Origin of the sequence: Amphibacillus marinus (assembly GCF_900110345.1) — a bacterium.
Taxonomy (GTDB): domain Bacteria; phylum Bacillota; class Bacilli; order Bacillales; family Amphibacillaceae; genus Amphibacillus_D; species Amphibacillus_D marinus.
This window is the reverse complement of sequence record NZ_FODJ01000009.1, coordinates 153,042-170,804: the sequence shown is the minus strand read 5'-3', so window position 1 is coordinate 170,804 and position 17,763 is coordinate 153,042. Positions and strand designations below refer to the sequence as shown.

14 protein-coding genes are annotated in these 17,763 nt (G+C 39.9%); 2 read left to right on the top strand and 12 right to left on the bottom strand.

Annotated elements, in window-relative coordinates:
• Nucleotides 1-442: 442 nt before the first annotated feature.
• The 4 genes from BM000_RS12545 to BM000_RS12530 all read right to left on the bottom strand — a co-directional run bounded on the left by BM000_RS12545 (nt 443) and on the right by BM000_RS12530 (nt 3,456).
• On the bottom strand, nt 443-808 hold the full coding sequence (locus BM000_RS12545) for a hypothetical protein (RefSeq protein ID WP_091498972.1): 366 nt from the start codon (nt 806-808) through the stop codon (nt 443-445).
• 36 nt (nt 809-844) lie between these two features.
• The gene (locus BM000_RS12540; RefSeq protein ID WP_091498971.1) at nt 845-2,212 is read right to left on the bottom strand and encodes a dipeptidase; all 1,368 of its coding nucleotides are present in this window, start codon (nt 2,210-2,212) and stop codon (nt 845-847) included.
• Between the two features lie 15 nt (nt 2,213-2,227).
• On the bottom strand, nt 2,228-2,698 hold the full coding sequence (locus BM000_RS12535; protein WP_091498970.1) for an S-ribosylhomocysteine lyase: 471 nt from the start codon (nt 2,696-2,698) through the stop codon (nt 2,228-2,230).
• A gap of 128 nt (nt 2,699-2,826) precedes the next feature.
• A complete protein-coding gene (locus BM000_RS12530) occupies nt 2,827-3,456 on the bottom strand; it encodes a YhcN/YlaJ family sporulation lipoprotein (RefSeq protein ID WP_091498968.1) in 630 nt (209 codons plus the stop codon).
• Between the two features lie 165 nt (nt 3,457-3,621).
• Here BM000_RS12530 and BM000_RS12525 point away from each other — a divergent pair, with 165 nt between their 5' ends.
• Nucleotides 3,622-3,858, top strand: coding sequence for a YhdB family protein (locus BM000_RS12525; RefSeq protein ID WP_091498967.1), 237 nt, complete (start codon nt 3,622-3,624; stop codon nt 3,856-3,858).
• A 39-nt stretch (nt 3,859-3,897) separates the two neighbouring features.
• On the opposite strand, the gene BM000_RS12520 is transcribed toward BM000_RS12525, so the two are convergent.
• The gene (locus BM000_RS12520) at nt 3,898-4,716 is read right to left on the bottom strand and encodes a S1C family serine protease (RefSeq protein ID WP_245751659.1); all 819 of its coding nucleotides are present in this window, start codon (nt 4,714-4,716) and stop codon (nt 3,898-3,900) included.
• Between the two features lie 125 nt (nt 4,717-4,841).
• Between BM000_RS12520 and BM000_RS12515 the strand changes: the two genes are divergently transcribed.
• Nucleotides 4,842-5,387 carry a beta-class carbonic anhydrase gene (locus BM000_RS12515; protein ID WP_091498965.1) on the top strand — a complete coding sequence of 182 codons (546 nt, stop codon included), beginning with the start codon at nt 4,842-4,844 and terminating at the stop codon, nt 5,385-5,387.
• Nucleotides 5,388-5,482: 95 nt separating this feature from the next.
• Here the strand turns inward: BM000_RS12515 and BM000_RS12510 are convergent, their stop codons facing one another.
• The 7 genes from BM000_RS12510 to BM000_RS12480 all read right to left on the bottom strand — a co-directional run bounded on the left by BM000_RS12510 (nt 5,483) and on the right by BM000_RS12480 (nt 17,763).
• The gene (locus tag BM000_RS12510; RefSeq protein ID WP_091498963.1) at nt 5,483-6,553 is read right to left on the bottom strand and encodes an undecaprenyldiphospho-muramoylpentapeptide beta-N-acetylglucosaminyltransferase; all 1,071 of its coding nucleotides are present in this window, start codon (nt 6,551-6,553) and stop codon (nt 5,483-5,485) included.
• Between the two features lie 73 nt (nt 6,554-6,626).
• Nucleotides 6,627-7,127, bottom strand: a complete 501-nt coding sequence (locus BM000_RS12505; protein ID WP_091498961.1) for a hypothetical protein — start codon at nt 7,125-7,127, stop codon at nt 6,627-6,629.
• A gap of 584 nt (nt 7,128-7,711) precedes the next feature.
• Nucleotides 7,712-13,657: an Ig-like domain-containing protein gene (locus tag BM000_RS12500; RefSeq protein ID WP_091498956.1), complete on the bottom strand. Its 5,946-nt coding sequence runs from the start codon at nt 13,655-13,657 to the stop codon at nt 7,712-7,714.
• Nucleotides 13,650-14,099 carry a hypothetical protein gene (locus tag BM000_RS12495; protein ID WP_091498954.1) on the bottom strand — a complete coding sequence of 150 codons (450 nt, stop codon included), beginning with the start codon at nt 14,097-14,099 and terminating at the stop codon, nt 13,650-13,652. Before BM000_RS12495 ends, BM000_RS12500 begins: the two co-directional genes overlap by 8 nt.
• Nucleotides 14,100-14,110: 11 nt before the next feature.
• On the bottom strand, nt 14,111-16,036 hold the full coding sequence (locus BM000_RS12490) for a serine/threonine-protein kinase (RefSeq protein WP_091498952.1): 1,926 nt from the start codon (nt 16,034-16,036) through the stop codon (nt 14,111-14,113).
• 15 nt (nt 16,037-16,051) lie between these two features.
• Nucleotides 16,052-16,819, bottom strand: coding sequence for a PP2C family protein-serine/threonine phosphatase (locus BM000_RS12485; protein ID WP_091498951.1), 768 nt, complete (start codon nt 16,817-16,819; stop codon nt 16,052-16,054).
• A 26-nt stretch (nt 16,820-16,845) separates the two neighbouring features.
• Nucleotides 16,846-17,763 carry a PP2C family protein-serine/threonine phosphatase gene (locus tag BM000_RS12480; RefSeq protein ID WP_091498949.1) on the bottom strand — a complete coding sequence of 306 codons (918 nt, stop codon included), beginning with the start codon at nt 17,761-17,763 and terminating at the stop codon, nt 16,846-16,848.

Here is a 17,763-nt window from a genome sequence, read left to right as displayed (position 1 = left end):
TTAATCTTTCAATTTATGCTCACACAAATAAAAGAAGGGGTAAGCATACCTATCATCAAGCATTCAGCAGTCCCGTAGACTCCTATGGGAACAAATCACTTCGATGGGGTGAGTAATCGCAACCCCAGCGCGAGCCGAAGATCCACTTTGTCTAGTGTTCTGTGCTTGACAAAGTTAGCTGAGGCCGTGCCCATGGCTAGCGCGAAACTGAGGAAACGAAGATGTCTCGTTTGTGCCAGTGGGTGAAAGCGAAGGGACTGCTGAATGCAACACGCTATGCTAGTTAGTGGATTTTTTCATGTCTTTATTTTTAGCTAACTACATTTAAAAACTCAATAATAAGTTTTAATGTTCGCATTTTCCTATGTTAATATGAATTATGAAATTGACTCACCTAAAAAACCTTTGTCATTATTTTTTAAATAATGACAAAGGTTTAATTTTAAACATATTTGGAATTCCATTTCTTGCAACAACAATGCTTTTTTTCAACAGTGTAACCAACAACATTATGCCCTAATCGCCTTAATAAACGAATTCCGATGTTTTTTTCTACCGAGTTTGCCGCCATAACATATAGGTCAGTCTTTGGTAAAAGCTGATGGTTTCGTTTAATATAGGCGATTGGCAAAGCAATTTTATTAGCTTTCGTGCTTTTTGCGGATTGATGGTAATCTCTTAAATCAACCTGAATCTTCTTCTGATTAAACTGGCACTCATCTAGACATACTGCTCGTCGCACCGGAACATATCTAACATAGCTCAAATAAACAACACATAATGTTATGATCGTTAATATAATGATCAATTTCTTTCCTCCGATTTTTTAAGTGATCTCGCTTACTTAAGAAAGAACTGAGCGATAAAAATCGACTAATGTAAGGATACCACGATCGTAGTTATTAAGTGGAAAGCTTTCATTCGGTGAATGAAGCCGGTCATCCGGTGTACCAAAACCAAGTAGAACAATTGGAATATTAAAAATTGAATCAAGCCATTCAACTACTGGAATTGAGCCACCCATTCTGACAAATACAGCTTCTTTATTAAAACCAATCTGATAGCTTTTTGCTGCCTGCTTAATTAGGGGGTGATTAGGGTCAACTTTATAAGCTTTAGCAGATAGTGGCTCTTTTTTTATTGATACGCGCACACCCTTTGGCGTATGCTGATTAATATGATCAATTAAGTAATTCTGAATATCAACCGGGTTCTGACCAGGAACTAATCGACAGGTTAGCTTTGCCGTAGCATATGATGGAATAATCGTTTTGGTACCTTCACCCTGGTACCCACCAAACATCCCATTAACCTCTAAGGTCGGACGCCCCATCGTATGCTCGGCTGCAGTATAGCCTAATTCAGAGACTGTTTCAGGAATGCCAATTGATGATACATAGTTTTCTGCTGGGACATCGGCAATCAGTTGACGCTCTTCGTCTGACAAAGGTTCAATTTGATCATAAAAATGCTTAACTTGGACAACCTCATTTTCATCCTTCATTGTTGACAGAATATGAGCCAGCGCCATTAACGGATTCTTCACCGCACCACCATATAAACCCGAATGAAGATCATTATCTGGACCACTTACGGTAAATTCGAGACCTGTAAATCCTTTTAAACCATACAGAATGGTCGGTTGATCATTTGCAACCATACCAGAATCTGAGATAATGGCAAAGTCAGCCCGATATTGCTCCTTTTTTTGTTCAAGTAACTCATAAAGGTGTTCTGACCCAATTTCTTCTTCCCCTTCAATACAAACCTTTACATTTAACGGTAATTTACCCTCTGTTTTCAAAAACGCCTCAAATACTGCTAGATGCATAAAGGTTTGCCCTTTATCATCACTTGCCCCTCTTGCATATAAGCGACCTGCTTTTACGGTCGGCTTAAATGGATCTGAGTCCCAAAGCTCAAGTGGATCAGCTGGTTGCACATCATAATGACCATAAACAAGCACTGTAGGTGCACCTTCTCCTGCGCCCAACCATTCTCCATAAACAACCGGGTGACCAACAGTGTCTTGAAGTTCAATCTGTTCAAATCCAATTTGTTCAAGATATTGTTTGACAAAGTGTGCCGCTTCACTAACATTTTGCTGATATTTTTGATCAGTGCTAATACTTGGAATACTTAAGAAGGTACAAAGCGACTCTAACTGTTGATCACGATGCTCCTCTAGATATTTAATTACTGCATCTTTCATCTTCATCCCCACCTTCTATTCGGAAAAAACATTTGGCCAGCTATGTTTTTTGGCTAGCATTTGCTCAGCAATTTGTTGTGCATCACTCAAGCTGTGACTTGCAGCCCAGCCACACTGAACCTCATTACAGGCTGGTACTTCAGTAGCTATTAAAACATCTAGCAACGTTTTTTCGAACGCTAAAGTGACTTCTTCAAAGGAATCATTATTTAAAATACTTAAGTAAAAACCGGTCTGACAGCCCATTGGCCCAATATCAAGCACATTATCCAAGTGATTACGAATTAATTCTGCCATTAAATGCTCAAGGGAGTGCAATCCAGGCATTTCCATATGTTCTTGGTTAGGTTGGCAAAAGCGTAAATCATATTTATAAACCTTATCGCCATTTGTACCTGTTGTGACACCAACAAGTCTTATGTATGGTGCAACAACTTTAGTATGGTCTAGATTAAAGCTTTCAACATTCATTTTTTCCATTTTCATGCTCCTTTACGTGATCATCTCTTTATTTAAGATACCACATAAATAATCTGAATCCAATTAATGAACCCCGTAGATTATGCAAAAAAAAAAACGCAAAGACTGGTGATCTTATCTTTGCGTTTAACTAATTAACGATTGCGATTTGGAAAAATACGGTCTACCATTTCACCGAATTGATCGAAAAAACCTTCAATAGGATGGCCGTTCTCAACATCATTACGATAATTTGCCGCCAAATCAACAAAATCGGGGTTTGAAGAAACAAAAACATTGTTTATTTCTTTATCTGAATTTTTAACTGCCTCAGTTACTTTTTCTTCAATATCATCAGACACATTGTTATCATCTTCTGTTACTTCATTATTATCTATTTCACAAGCAACATAAGCATTATCACCCATTTTTAAAACGTAAGCACCGTCAATTTCATCAACAGATTGGTTTACTTGCTCAGCAAGTTCATCAGCAACGTGATATTGATCACTTCCCGTGTTTCTATTTACACCTTCTCGCCCTCTACGATCTAATGGACCATCTTCAAAAACAGTGTCACGCTGATTTTGATCAAGCATTTGACCTGGGGCACCAGGGTACTGATAATTATCATATGATGGATCATATTGCGTGTTCTGACGATTTCTAACGGGCTCAATGTTATTCATATTACGATCTTGCATAGTTTGACCGTTATTGGTACCGCAACCAGCTAATAAGGTTACTGTTATGCCGGTAGCAAAAAGCACTTGCTTTATTTGCATTGTTCATCCCTCCTTAATTATTTAATCTTTTATAATCTGTGCATTAAGGAAAGTACGATACAATGAAATGGCAGGAATACAAACCAGAATTATCCACGCTTCTTAATTAATGAACTGGCTATACTATTAGTGTCCCAATTTGTTCTGTAAAGGAGCGATGGCTATATGTGTGGTCTTGATTACGACAAAGCACTATACTATACAATGTGGCAACAATGGGATGACCTTTTAGTCGTCATGGTCAGGACAACTGATGATATTTTAGCCAAGAAAATTGAAAGCTTTCTTCACGCCTTTCGATTTGAAAAAAACACGCAAAAAATAATTGGCTTACACGAAAATTTACTTCACTATTTAGACCATGCCATGCATTCCAATGTTGCAACTATAGTTAATGCCTAGTCTTTTTCCAACAGGGGCCCTACTTACGGGCCTCTTTGTTTATTGTAGCTCTTGTAAAGCTTGAATCGGTATTGCTAAACCAACTTTTCCATGTTGGTCGTTATTACTAACTGCGTATATAACACCAATGACAAGACCTTGGTTATTAATAACCGGACTTCCACTGTTTCCTCGATACACAGGTGCATTAATTAACATAACATCGGTATTCAGACTTGTTGCGTTAGTTATGCCAATCCAATCTCCTTTGTTGGCAATGCCATTAAAACGAAGCGGATTACCAATGAAACGAATAGATTGCTGTTGGTCAAAATGGGCTTCGTCAGCTAACTCTAAGAACGGTAACCCGGTTTCGTCAACTTTAATAATAGCAAGATCTAAATCATCGTCTTTTCTTACAATTTCACCATGATAAAGACCGTGATTAGGATAAGCTACTGTTACAGCTTCATTATCCTTAACAACATGTGCATTTGTCACGATATAGCCATCCATACTAATACCAAAGCCAGTTCCTTTGCTATCAGTTGTTTCAATCACGACTACAGCTTCCTTGTACATTTGAATATCTGGATCAGCGGATAATTGAGCCGATGTAATTAAAAAATCAATGGCTGGAATTGAAAATGTTTTAGGCAATAGGGCGATAGCATTTAGCAACAAAGCCGCAATAATAATCGCATAAATCCATTTAGGAAATCTGCGTTTACGTAACATATTTCTCTCCTTTTCTCGTCTTCTTTTTTCAGCGATTATTTGCTTATCAGCCTCCAAAATGGCTAACATTTCATCCTCACTTAAGTCTTCAAACAAGTCTCTATCTATTACTTGCTCAGCTACATCTTCTTCCTCTCGCAAATTGAACACCTCATTTGTGATAGCAAATTTTTTGTTATTACCCAGGAAATAAAACAAAAAAGTTCAACATACAATGTTTTTTTTGATATAATTTATTATAAAATAAAAATAGGGGGGATTTTTAAATGTTACTTGATGATATTTTAGAGCACAACTATAAATTTGTCGAAAATAAAGAGTACATCGATTATGAAACCGATAGTGTGCCCACAAAACACGCCGTTATTTTGACTTGTATGGATACAAGATTAACAGAACTTTTACCGAAAGCCATGAGCTTTAAGAATGGCGATGTAAAAGTTTTAAAAACAGCTGGGGCCCTGATAAAAAACCCTTACGGTAGTGTCATGCGCAGTATTTTAGTAGCTGTCCATGCCTTGCAAGCTGATGAAGTGTATGTAGTTGGCCATCATAATTGTGGGATGAGCAATTTAGATACAGACTTTTTATTTGAACGTATGAAAATTAATGGTGTAAGTGAAGCGGACTTTGAAAGTATAGAAATTGATGTCCATGAATGGTTTAGAGGGTTTGATCAAATTGAGGATTCAGTTAAAAGCTCTGTTGAATTAATTGAGAGCCATCCCCTTCTCCCAGATGATGTGCCTGTGCATGGGCTAGTCATTGACCCAGCAACAGGCAAGCTAGACATGGTCGTTAACGGGTACTAGCTGTTAAACAAAATGCTCACTTAACCAGAAATCATATTAGTTAAGAAAACGAATGATCCCTCTGAGAATGGATCATTCGTTTTGTACTTTCATCATCATTTAGCTAACTTGTAAATCTCTTCAATCACGAGTGCTGTTGCATTCTGACGTTGATAATTCTGCATGTTTACTTTCATATTTGCCGACGCATTAACTAACTGATTAAACTTCTCTGTAAAATACGTTGCGCTCAAATTTTCCTCATATAATACTTCAGCATAGCCCTGCTTTTCAAAGGCAGCTGCGTTTAACAGTTGGTCACCTCGACTTGCTTGTTTCGAGAGCGGAATAAGGAGCATCGGTTTCTGTAAAGCAAGAAATTCAAAGATCGCATTGGCTCCCGCACGTGAAATAACTAAATCAGTTGCTGCTAATAGGTCTGGTAACTCCTCACCAACATACTCATATTGCATATAACCATATTTCTTTAGCGATGGTTCAAGATTACCTTTTCCGCAAATATGAATAATTTGATGACTTTTTGTTAAAGCGTCTAGTTCAGCCCTTACTGCCTCATTTATTCGTTGTGCACCTGCGCTACCGCCCATCACCATTACAACCGGCTTAGCCTCCGAGAGTCCAGCGATTCTTAGCCCTTTCCTTCGATCACCGTTAAACAACTCAGGACGGATGACCGCACCGATCCATTTAGCTTTATCTGCTGGTAAGTGCGCTAATGTCTCGGGAAAAGTTGCTAAGATTTTTTTGGCAAAGGGCATTGCTAGCTTATTGGCTAAGCCTGGTGTCAGATCTGATTCATGAATAACTGCAGGTACACCTTTTAAGCGCGCACCAATTAAGACTGGTACTGAAACAAATCCACCCTTGGAAAAAATGACGTTAGGCCTCGTCTTTCTTAAAATTCCCAAAGTTTGCCTAATGCCATTTAGCACCTTAAATGGATCTTTAAAGTTCTCAATTGACATGTATCTACGTAATTTTCCAGTTGAGATTGGGTGATAGGTTACCCCTTCAATATCAGCAATTAAATTACGTTCAATGCCATTTTTCGATCCAATATAATCAATCTGCCATCCATCTTGTTTAAGAATCGGTATAATAGCTAGGTTGACCATTACATGGCCGGCAGTGCCACCACCCGTTAGCACAATTTGCTTCTTATCCATCTTTTCAAAACCTTTCTACATAACATTGATTCAATATGATTTTAGCATATAAATACGATCTAAGGTTAATCATTTATAATTGAAACGATTGGGCAACCTTGAGCAACTCTGCTTTTGTTACCCTTCCAGAGGATGCTTCTTTTCCAATAATACTGGATCGGAATTCAAGCTTATAGCTCAATCCATCTTTTTCCCACACTAAAACCTGAGCGAAATCATTTGTCATATACTGACCATTTATCGCTCGATCTAATTCAACAATTTCTCCATCAGCAAGCTCTTCAAAGAAACCATCAGTAACCTGATAGGTCAACAAATCATTGTTTCTAGAGTAAAAGCTTATATCTAGAGCTTCATAGGTAGTACCAGAAATTTGATAAGGATCTGAAATGATGAATTCAACTTGCATCGGGACATATTGTGGTGTTTCAGGATTAAAGGAGACTGTTGAAATGGCTTCTGCCACAGGTGCCTTTTCATAATCATAATAGCCTTCTGGAATCTGCTCAGTTGCTTGACAACCAACTAATAAGACAAGCAGTGTGAACCAAAAAAACGTTTTCCATTCTTTCATTGTCATGCCTCCTTAGATTCATTTTAACAAATAATCCCACATAAAGATAGACGAGCTTAGATTAATTTTTGTTACAAAATACTTTCTAATTGACTACAAAACATTACAGTTAGAAAGGCCTGTCCGCTCACTTCATTAGCTAAAATAAATTCAGGTACTTATGTCGAGCTTTACGTATTGCATAATCCGTTATTACCCATACTTAAGATGCGTAGGGATATGATGAAGGATTTCAAATGAACATTTTATACACTGCCATTCTTTTATCTTCTCTTTGTTCTGGTTTATGATCTGCATACCTCCATTAAACACGTTCCCAGTCATAATTCTCAATCCCAACTAACTATCTCCCTCCCTATATATTAGCAACCGCCTTTGCGTTACCCAAACACAGTCTCTACTTTACTCGTTAACAAAAACCGTTCCTAAGTTGCTAGGTTTTATTTAATTACTTTCTATACAGTTATTTTTGTCTCCTTGAATAGGCAGCCATTTTAGTTAAAAATACGAATAAAGATGAATTCGTCCTTTACTAGAAACTAAAAAAGATGCACATTATAAAATGCGCATCTTTAACTAGTCATTTATTTGTCTATTCTTCTTTTTTTATATAGAATTGCACCACCCGTTCCACTAAGTGCGAGAAGGCCGATAAGGGAACCTGCGAATAGTGGCCGGTTTTCATACCACTTCATAAATACAGTTTTCTCAGCGATCTCAAAGCTAAGATCAAGCGTTGTTTCGTTTCCAGCAAGATCATAGGCTTGTGCACTAATCTGGTAGTTAGCAGGATCAGTAAAGCGGATTTGTGCTGAGCCCTCTGCAAGCTCATCAAGATGATCTTCACCATTAATTGTTAACGATTGAATAACATCCTCATCATTAAGGAGTGTCAAATCAACTGAGACATTTTCATAATAGCGAGCTTCATCTTCCACCCCTTCAATAATAAATTCTGGTGGGGTCATATCAATAATAAATTCAACCGTTAACTGTTTGATATTACCGGCACGGTCAACAACCTCAAAGTACAGAACATGCTTTCCTTCTGTTTCAATTGGTTGACCAAGCTCATAAGGCTGACCATTTAGTGTTAACGCAATAATTTCATAATCTGTCATATCCTCAATGAAGAATTCAGGAATAACAACATCGTTAAAATATTGATTTGATAATGGTTCTGTAAAACGAATAATTGGCGCTGTTTTATCAATCGTAAACACAATCGTCCGCTCAGTTACGTTTTCAGCTAGATCGGCAATTGAAGCGCGTAACACATAATCCTGTTCATCCACTAATGTTGTTCCATTTACAAATGTGTCACCATTCAGTGTAACCGTTGAACCTTCTTCATCTAAGTGTAAATCTGAATAAGTGACGATCGGCGTCATTGATTCATTAAAATAGCCTTCAATAATTCCCGAAATATCTAGTTCTGGTCTCGTTGTATCAACGGTAAAGCTTACATTTAATGTTGTCACATTTCCCGCACGATCAGAAGCAGTGACCTCATAATTGTACTGCATTTCTTCAGAAGCCGTTGGGACATTTCCTGCTATATTTGAGCCGCCGTTTAGAACGACTGAATCAATCGTATCGACGTCTGGCTGATCAAGCTCAAAAAATGGTGTGAAGACACGATTAATATACGAACCATCCTCAATAATTTCGCCACCCACACTCATTCTTGGTGTAATTTCAGGTGCTGTTTTATCAACGGTAAAGCTTATTTCCATTTGGTCTTGGTGACCTGCTTTATCAACAGCATTGACAATCATTTGATAATCGCCTTCCTCAGTAAACGTGTGACTTAACGTAGCTGTTGATTCCCGATAGGCTTGTTCATTAACAGAAAAATTACCTAATGGGTAATTGACACCATCTCGCGTTACGGACACTGTTTGCTGGTCTAGGTTTACATCACGAACACGAATCGTAACTGGTCGGTCCATGTTATAATATTCACCATTCTCAACACCTTCAATCTCAATAACAGGACGAATCGTATCAATTACAAACTGCTTGTTAACAGTACTGGCAGCATTACCAGCGGCATCAGTAGCCTCCATGGCAATCGTATAGGCACCATCTTGATCAAACCGATAGTTTAACCTAGACTCGAAACTACTAGTACGCCAGCCTGGACCACGATTACCTTCTACAGTATCAGTATATGTTTGACCATTTCTAGTAATCTCAAAATTAACTGTATTTGAACTAAAGTGACGCTCTCTCACTAGAAACTGAGCTGTTTGAGCTGACGGGTAGTAGGTACCATCCGTAATTTGATTGGCCTGAAGGACAGGCGCGGTTGCATCAACCGTAAAGCGGATCGTCTCATGTTCACTCGTATTCCCCGCTCGATCTGTAGCACGCAATCTAATCTCAAAGACACCCTCATCATTGGTACGAAACACATGTCGCCAGTCAGCGCTGGTATCACTAAATGAAACATTCGCTACATCACGATAACGTTCCATCTCACCAGACTGATAATTCAACTTGTATACTGCTAAGTTCGTTCGATCTGGGTTAAGATTATCGTCAGTTACACGAACCGTAACAGGCCGATTACGATTATAGTATTGCCCATCTGCAACACCAGTCAATGACAGCGTTGGTGCAGTCTGATCTACAGCAAAGGTTTGAGTTGCTGTGTCAGCGACGTTACCAGCTGCATCAATAGCATCAACGACGACACGGTAAGTCCCATCTTGATCAAAGTCTAGCGCAAGCTGGCTTCTACGACCACTATTACGCCAGTTGGACAGCTGTTGATGATCATAGCGGACATAGTTGCCATTACGATTACGACGATAAACCCGGATTGTGACGTCATTTGTTTGGTAATTATTTTCAATAACCTCAATGTCCTGCCTTACCGGCTGATTATTGTAACGGGCAAGATCACTTAACTGAATGACAGGCTTGGTATTATCAACAACAAAGCGAATTGATTGCTTACGCGAATGTCCGGCATAATCCTCAACCGACACCGTTAACGTATAGTCACCATCAGCTTGATAAAAATCTTCGGTAAAGACAAACTGATAAGTCTCCTCATCAACATGCTCCCAGACTCCAAGTTCATCATTTGTCCATCCCTGTGTTGTACTATCTGGTGCAGTTTTTTCTATTCTTACCGTCTGTTCTTTAATATGAAGCTCTGTTAATTCAATCGGCACAAGTTTATTAATGCCTTCACTTCGAATAAATTCTGCTATAACAAACTCACCATCTAATTGCTTACCAACTGAAAGGACAGGAGCAGTCTTATCAATGGTAAAGCTGATTGACTCAGTTGAACGATTGTCAGCTCGGTCAATCGATTCAATAAAGACGTCATAGCTTCCTTCCTCGGTAAAGCCATAATTTAAACGGGCAATCGATTCTCGGAAAATGCGACGGGTAATTTCAAACTCACCCACCTCGTAAGGTTCACCGTCTTTTGTTACTTCAATCCGATTTATATCAAAGTCATGATCAGTAATCTCGATTTCCATGAGGCGATCTTCCTCATAGTGAACGTCACCTTCAATACCTCTAACAGTAATAGACGGGAAGGCGGAATCAATGGTGAATTCTGTTTCTACTGCTTCAGCTTGATTACCAGCTGCATCTTCCGCCTCGAGTCTAACTCTATAGAAGCCATCACGGAAAGTCTCAAAAACAGCCGACGACTGTTCACCGTGATGCATCCACTCAGGACCAATTTGGTTTAAGACACTGTCAGAGATATCCTCTCCATTGCGCGACATCGTCAAGTCAACCTGATTTGTTGGGAAGTATTTTTCAAATACCGATAGAGTCAAGGATTGATTTTCACTATAAAAGCCGCCATGATCAACTCCCGTTATTCCGACAACTGGTGCCTCTTTATCAATGGTAAAGCGGACTACCTTTGTTTCGGCAATGTTACCAGCTAAGTCAGTACCATCAAGCGTAAGACGATAAACACCCTCTGCTGCAAATGTCTCCGCTAAGGTAATCGTTTGGGCGGTCGTAACAGGTTCATTGTCAGTATGATAGCTTTCAAATACGCCACTTTGTTCATTCCATTTCTCTACCGTTAATGATGACTGTTCTAGATTAAGAAATGGACTGCCAATCGTAATTGACACATCACGTGGATGGTTATAATGGCGATGATCGTCAACCCCATCGACAATTAATTCAGGTGCGGACTGGTTGATCGTAAACGTCTTTGCAGCTGAATTTGCTTGATTACCTGCCTGATCTGTCGCGCTAACGGAGAGTCGATAGGTCCCGTCCTCATCAAACAAGTAAGTAGCACGAGTTACGCTACCATCATTGCGCCACTCAGGAAAAGCATGTTGATAATCCTGAAAATGACCATCCCGATCCTGCTTTTCAATTGCAACTGTAACCGTATTGGACTGATAGTGCTCCTCGGTAACAATAATTTCAGCAATAGCCTGCTCATTGTAATACCGATCTAATTGGCTGACTTCAATAACAGGTGCGGTATCATCTACTACAAATGAGAAATAATCATTGCTAACACGACCTGCCCGATCCTCAGCCATAATTTCTATTATATAGTATCCATCCTCTAACCAAAGATTGTTCTCAACAATAAAGTCATAGCGCTTTTGATCTGTTTCAGCTTGAAGCCATTGACCAAGCTGGTCTTGCGCATATATTGTCTCTGAACCATCAGCTAAGATCCTGGTCATCGTTAACTGTTTGGTATCAAGGTGAGGTTCTTCAATGATAATGTTGAGGAACTGATCAAACCCAAGCTCCTCAATATCTGTCTGATTAATATGGGCGCCTTGCTCAATCGAACTATTCAGTTCAATAATTGGATCATGTTCATCCACCAACACGGATCCGTTATAGCTGGTCTCTCGGCCAAATTGATTAACAGCTGTTACGTCAATTTGATAATACCCTTCAGCTAACGCTTTAGTTACCGAGGTGTAGAGGCCATCTGTACTTAAGTCAGTTTTTGTTAAGAAATCCTCCATCTCACCAGTGGTGGGATTTTGCTTTTGTACACTGAAATCAGTTGCGTCTAAATCAAGGGTAAGATCCGCTAAGGTAAAGGTGAGAACGACCGGTTCAAAATAAACATCCGTCACGTCTTCTCCCTGTTCGTCAGTAACTCGAACAGTTGGCTGATCAAAATCAACCACAACTGTCTGATTATATGTTGTTAGGTTCCCAGCGTAATCACGTGCTTCTACCTCAATATGGTAAACACCTGACCGATTCATATTAAATAACACGTTTAGTCGATCATCTTCTTCACGAGTAGATAGACGGACTGCTTCACGACCAGTGAGATCCTCTCGTTCAATTGACACATTGGTTTGGTCGATGTCTAAATTAAGATCGGCAACCTCAAGGGTGACCCTCCCAATCGCTTCATCAGATCGGTCAGGGACCTGCTCGCCCTGCTGATCAATTAAGTCAATAACAGGTGCAGTGCTATCGACGGTAAAGCTTAATTGATCAAGCTCATGAGTTACGCCACCAGCGTCTTCAACAGCTAAGTCCAGCTGATAAAAACCATCAGGAAGTGCTTCTGAGAGAGTAGCTGTTGTTCCATCTCTGACAATCCCCTCAGTTAGCTCATAGGCTGCGCCATCACGGGTAATATCGAGGGCAACAGCAGCAATTGGCGCTTGGTTTTCCAGTACCAAATAAAGATCACCTGACTGAACATGGGCAGCTGATTGAATTGGTTCGCCGTCAACACTTAGTTCAAGAACTGGACCATCATTGTTGATGTAAAAAGTTAGACTTTCTTCACGATGATGACCAGCTCGATCTGAAGCGAGGACCTCTACGTGATAGATCCCATCCGAATCAGTTGTGAATTCAGTCGAAAATGTAGAGCTATCGCCATTCCTGCTTATTGACTGCCCTTCACCATTAACGTTAACTTCGAGTAATCCTTCAGAGGTGTACAGATCATCTATTTCAACTGTTACAGTCGGATAATCTTCACCTATCCACCATCTGTCGTCAGGGTAATAAACAGCTCCATCCGCCACACCAGAAATATTAATCACTGGTGCTTGCGTGTCTTTAATAATGGTTAAATTAATTGGGTTCTGATCACTTGGAATGCCCCAATCATTGGATTCAGCAATATTGAGAGAGAGCTCAAGCCAACCATCTTCCTCAGGTAATGAATAACGCACCTCAAATAGGCCTTGAAACTCATCCTGATCAGCTCCAACTGGTGCAAGCAAATCTGGCTCAATCGTGTTCCCTTCAAAAGTAGCCGTTAATGAAAAAGGCTGTTCCTGCCGCTCATTATCTTCATCAAAATATTGACTTAAATCAAGCGTTAGCTTGACCTGATTATCAATTGTAAACCACTCTTGGTCAAATGGAAATGTCTCACGCGCATCCCATTCTATACCGTCATAGGTCACCTTTATTTGTAACTCACTTGAAGAAAAAGCATCGCTACTAAAAATGATTAAAAAGAGTAAAGTAATAGCAATAGTCGGAAATATAAATATCTTTTTCTTCTTTTGATATAATTCAGCCAATTTTTTCCCCTCCATTTGATATGACTTCTTCTGCATCGGTGATGACAAAATCATCCTCAACAATAAAATCAGCTTGTTCATTTGTCAGCAGTGTGGTTGCATCCTCATCATCTGACAATAGTTCTGTCTCGGGTAGATACGCTTCTGCTTGAACGTTTACCGGTTCCCCAGCCTGTAAAAGTTCTGTTTCCTCTGTCTGTCCCGTAGTAAAGGGAGCAGCTTGATCTTTACGAAGCACAATTTGGCTCGTTGTCCGCTTGCCACTCTCAGTTAAATCAGCCTGATAGTGAAATGATTTTGGCTGCTTTGACTTTAACCAACTTGAACCCGTCAGGTCGGCTAATGCTTGCTTAATATCTAGCTTAATAAACAACCAGATTGCTAGCACTAAGCAAATAGCAGCCAACGCAAGTCCGCCATAAAACATAATTTGATAACCCATCTACTCCCCTCCTATAGTACTGACAAATTTTCAAGTCGTCGTCTTAAGCGTTGTAAATTCTCATGTTCTGTTGCACCATCCTGCTCATTTGCTTGCTCATATAAATCTCGAGCCGCCTGATAGCTTCTTTCCACTTCATCGCGTTCCTGCTCAAGGTCAATTAACAGGTTTGCTAAACGGACATAACCTTCGATTAAGTCAGGATTATCGTCAATAATTTGCTCAAATTGGGCGATTGCTAGTGAATGACGGCCCATTTCCTGATAAATAGAGCCAATTGTTATACGCACCCGTTCCTCGTTAGCAATGCCTTCCTCAAGTAAGCGACTGTAGTAATCAATGGCTTGCTCAAAATCAGCAATCGCATCATTCTCTATCCCTCGACTGTAATATGCTTGGGCAAGGTTTCGGATAAACAGCTCCTGGTACTGAATCGATAATGTTTCATCATTTAAAATAGTCAACAATTCATTTGCCTTTTCTAAAATATCAATTGCACGGGTATTGGCCTGATCAATCTGTGCTTTATAAGATAAATAAATATTTGCTAATGCTTGATAATTATCAATTTTCTTTTGATCATTTGGCAAAGAATCGGTGTATGCTTCCAAGTCATGTAATTCTTCTGAGAAAGCTTGATACTCAATATTTAAGCTACTAAGTGTTGTCGCTAAGGTTTTATAGTAAATAACATCAGGTAGCACTTCTTCATTAATCTGGCGAAAATAATGGAGGGCCCGACTATAATCACGTTTAAGATCGAAATAGGTCATCCCGACTTTAAATAGCACGTTATCGTCTGTGTCAATACGGCCATAGCCTTGATTAATATACTGCTCAAGTTTGTCTAAGCCACTATCGACGTCACCGCGATTAATATAGATATTTAAAATATTGATATAGGCCTCAGCACGGCGATTATCTTCTTCAATTGCTGCCTCCATTAATTGAATGGCACGCGAATCATTACCATCAATCAACTCACTCCGAGCTTGATTAATTAAATCAACATAATGCTCAAATTGCTCTTGGCGCATGCCATTATAGCCTAGAATCGTTGTCGTCGAAAAAACAAAAAAGAACAAAAATGGAATAATAAAGGCGACTAAACGTTGGTATAATTTTTTTTTGTAACCCTGGGTAAGCTTGTCAATATTAGCTAAATCGTAGGAGAGCTCAGCACAGGATTGATAGCGCTGATCAGGCTCTGTTTGGGTACAGCGATGAATGATGTGTTCAAGTCCCTCTGGTAATGATGCATCCCATTGTCGAATGGGTCGTACTTCAAATGGAGGCTCACTTAAACTTCGGCCAGTCACAAGATGATAAAGGGTAACACCTAAGCTATAAATATCGGTTCGCGCATCGGTTTGTTTTCCTGATAATTGCTCTGGTGATGCATATCCCTTTGTACCCAAGTTAACTGTATCAGTTGAATGATTCACCTTATATTCCCGGGCAATGCCAAAGTCAATCAATTTAATCTTGCCATTTGGCGTCAGCATAATATTATCTGGCTTCATATCACGGTAGACAATCGGTGGCTCCCTCGTATGCAAGTAGTCAAGAACATCACTAAGCTGTCTTGCCCATTTGATCACATCCTTTGCAGGTAAGCGACCATGCGAATCGAGTACTTCTTTTAATGACTGCCCTTCTATGTAATCCATCACCACATAAATATCACCTTTTGATTCAATAATGTCATAGATTCTGGGCAACGCGTGATGTTCAAGCCGTTTCAGCATATTTGCTTCTACCACAAGGCTGTTAATTAGTAACTCATTATCCTTACCCTTGCGCTTACGAATATCCTTGACAACAAGTGATTTATTCAGTCTATTATCCATAGCCAAATAGACGACACTCATCCCACCCCGACCAATCTCTTTCAAGATTTCATAGCGGCCATCAACAATAGTACCTATCTTCAACATGCTTTTCCCCCTTCCTTAGCTCTTTCTCACAAAAATTGCAGATAAATCATCCACTTCCCCGCGTTTAACGATCCGCTTTGCTAGCTGCTTAACCGCTTCGTTACCTGATTCACGTGTTGCAATGGTTTGATCAATCAAGTATAACTGAAGTTCTGCTTCGGTTAGCTGATGATAAAAGCCATCGGTACAAAGTAAGAAGGTATCATTGACTTGACATTTGGCGTGACTAACAGCCAGTTTAATCGTTGACTGCACCCCAATACACTGGAGGAGAACATGACGCTTTGGGTGATTCTGGGCCTCTTCCTTAGTCAGTGAGCCTCGGGCAACCTCTCGCGCCACAAGCGATTGATCCTCAGTTAGTTGCTTAACCGCGTCGTTCAATTGATAAGCACGACTATCACCAACCTGTGCGAGATAATAGTGCTGATCAATCACTAACAGTGCTGTCAGTGTTGTACCAAGCTGAACGTGATTGTTCTCACCATAATTAACTATTTTTTCATTTAGACGATGAACCTGTTGCTCAAGACTTGCCCATATTTGATCAGACTCCACACCATACTCAAGCTGTTGAGGGAGCTGCTTAGAAAACCAGCTAGACAAACCGCGAATGACGGTTGCACTTGCTAACTCGCCTTTATCGAGACCGCCCATCCCGTCACATACGACAAACAAACCGATTTCACCTAATTTTGTACGTGCTGTTTTTATTAATAAGCCATCTTGATTGGCTGGTTTTTGGGGACCTTTTTGTGAATAATATGCTGATAAGAATGCCATACTTCCTCCCCCTTACATCTTCTTTATTAACCTAAGAAAAGCTGGGCCACCTTATGCTTAAATCCACGCGGTCTGACAAGATAGCGTGGCTGAATCAGCATTAAAGTAATGTTATCGGTAGCACCTTCACTTGCACTAACCAACTGAACGAGCAGATCAGCTTGCTGTTGAAAGCGACTCGGCTGATTCGTTAACAATTCGATCGCACTTATCAGCTTTTGTTCAGGTAAAATGGTATGAACACCATCACTACATAACACAAAGATATCCGCTATTTGATAGGCACCTTGCGTGAAATAAGGATCTAACTTCGCTTCAATCCCTAGACACTGGAGCAAGACATGCCGCTTGGGATGTGACTGTGCTGCCTGTTTTGAAAGTTGCCCTTGCTTTACCTGTTGATTAACCCAGGAGTGATCATCGGTTAGCTGCGTTAAGGTTTGGTTTGGTGCCAACGCTTCTGTTTCTGGCTCAATCGGATACAGACGATCGGTTTGATCAAAGCGATAGGGTTGAATTTTCTCCCAATGATAGATTCGACTATCGCCAACATGCCCAACGAAGTACCGTCCTTTATAGAGGACAAGAAGAGTTAACGTACTTCCTAGTTTTTTCTGATAAAAATCACCATATTCAATGAGCTTGTCATTTAAGGTACTAAAGGCTAATGGCAATGCCTGTTCAAGATAGATAAATGGGTGATCAGCTAGAAACAAATTAGCACCATACTGATCAAGCCAGTTCTCAAAAAAATCAACAATTGTCTGACTGGCCAAATCACCATACTGATAACCACCCATCCCATCTGCAACTAACGCAAATAAAAGTTCATCACCAACAGAGTCCTTTATTAGCCTAAGCAGCATGCGATCCTCGTTCACTTTTTTTACTGGCCCTTTATCTGTCGTTAGTCCGATTGACCATGCTTTGGTTCTTTTGAACAT

What these genes read in the sequence shown, in the direction of transcription:
- BM000_RS12485 (WP_091498951.1), bottom strand. Translation starts at nt 16,819, where the DNA reads ATGGCATTCTTATCAGCATATTATTCACAAAAAGGTCCCCAAAAACCA.
- BM000_RS12530 (WP_091498968.1), bottom strand. Translation starts at nt 3,456, where the DNA reads ATGCAAATAAAGCAAGTGCTTTTTGCTACCGGCATAACAGTAACCTTA.
- BM000_RS12495 (WP_091498954.1), bottom strand. Translation starts at nt 14,099, where the DNA reads ATGGGTTATCAAATTATGTTTTATGGCGGACTTGCGTTGGCTGCTATT.
- BM000_RS12480 (WP_091498949.1), bottom strand. Translation starts at nt 17,763, where the DNA reads ATGTTCAAAAGAACCAAAGCATGGTCAATCGGACTAACGACAGATAAA.
- BM000_RS12535 (WP_091498970.1), bottom strand. Translation starts at nt 2,698, where the DNA reads ATGAAAATGGAAAAAATGAATGTTGAAAGCTTTAATCTAGACCATACT.
- BM000_RS12525 (WP_091498967.1), top strand. Translation starts at nt 3,622, where the DNA reads ATGTGTGGTCTTGATTACGACAAAGCACTATACTATACAATGTGGCAA.
- BM000_RS12490 (WP_091498952.1), bottom strand. Translation starts at nt 16,036, where the DNA reads ATGTTGAAGATAGGTACTATTGTTGATGGCCGCTATGAAATCTTGAAA.
- BM000_RS12510 (WP_091498963.1), bottom strand. Translation starts at nt 6,553, where the DNA reads ATGGATAAGAAGCAAATTGTGCTAACGGGTGGTGGCACTGCCGGCCAT.
- BM000_RS12515 (WP_091498965.1), top strand. Translation starts at nt 4,842, where the DNA reads ATGTTACTTGATGATATTTTAGAGCACAACTATAAATTTGTCGAAAAT.
- BM000_RS12505 (WP_091498961.1), bottom strand. Translation starts at nt 7,127, where the DNA reads ATGAAAGAATGGAAAACGTTTTTTTGGTTCACACTGCTTGTCTTATTA.
- BM000_RS12540 (WP_091498971.1), bottom strand. Translation starts at nt 2,212, where the DNA reads ATGAAAGATGCAGTAATTAAATATCTAGAGGAGCATCGTGATCAACAG.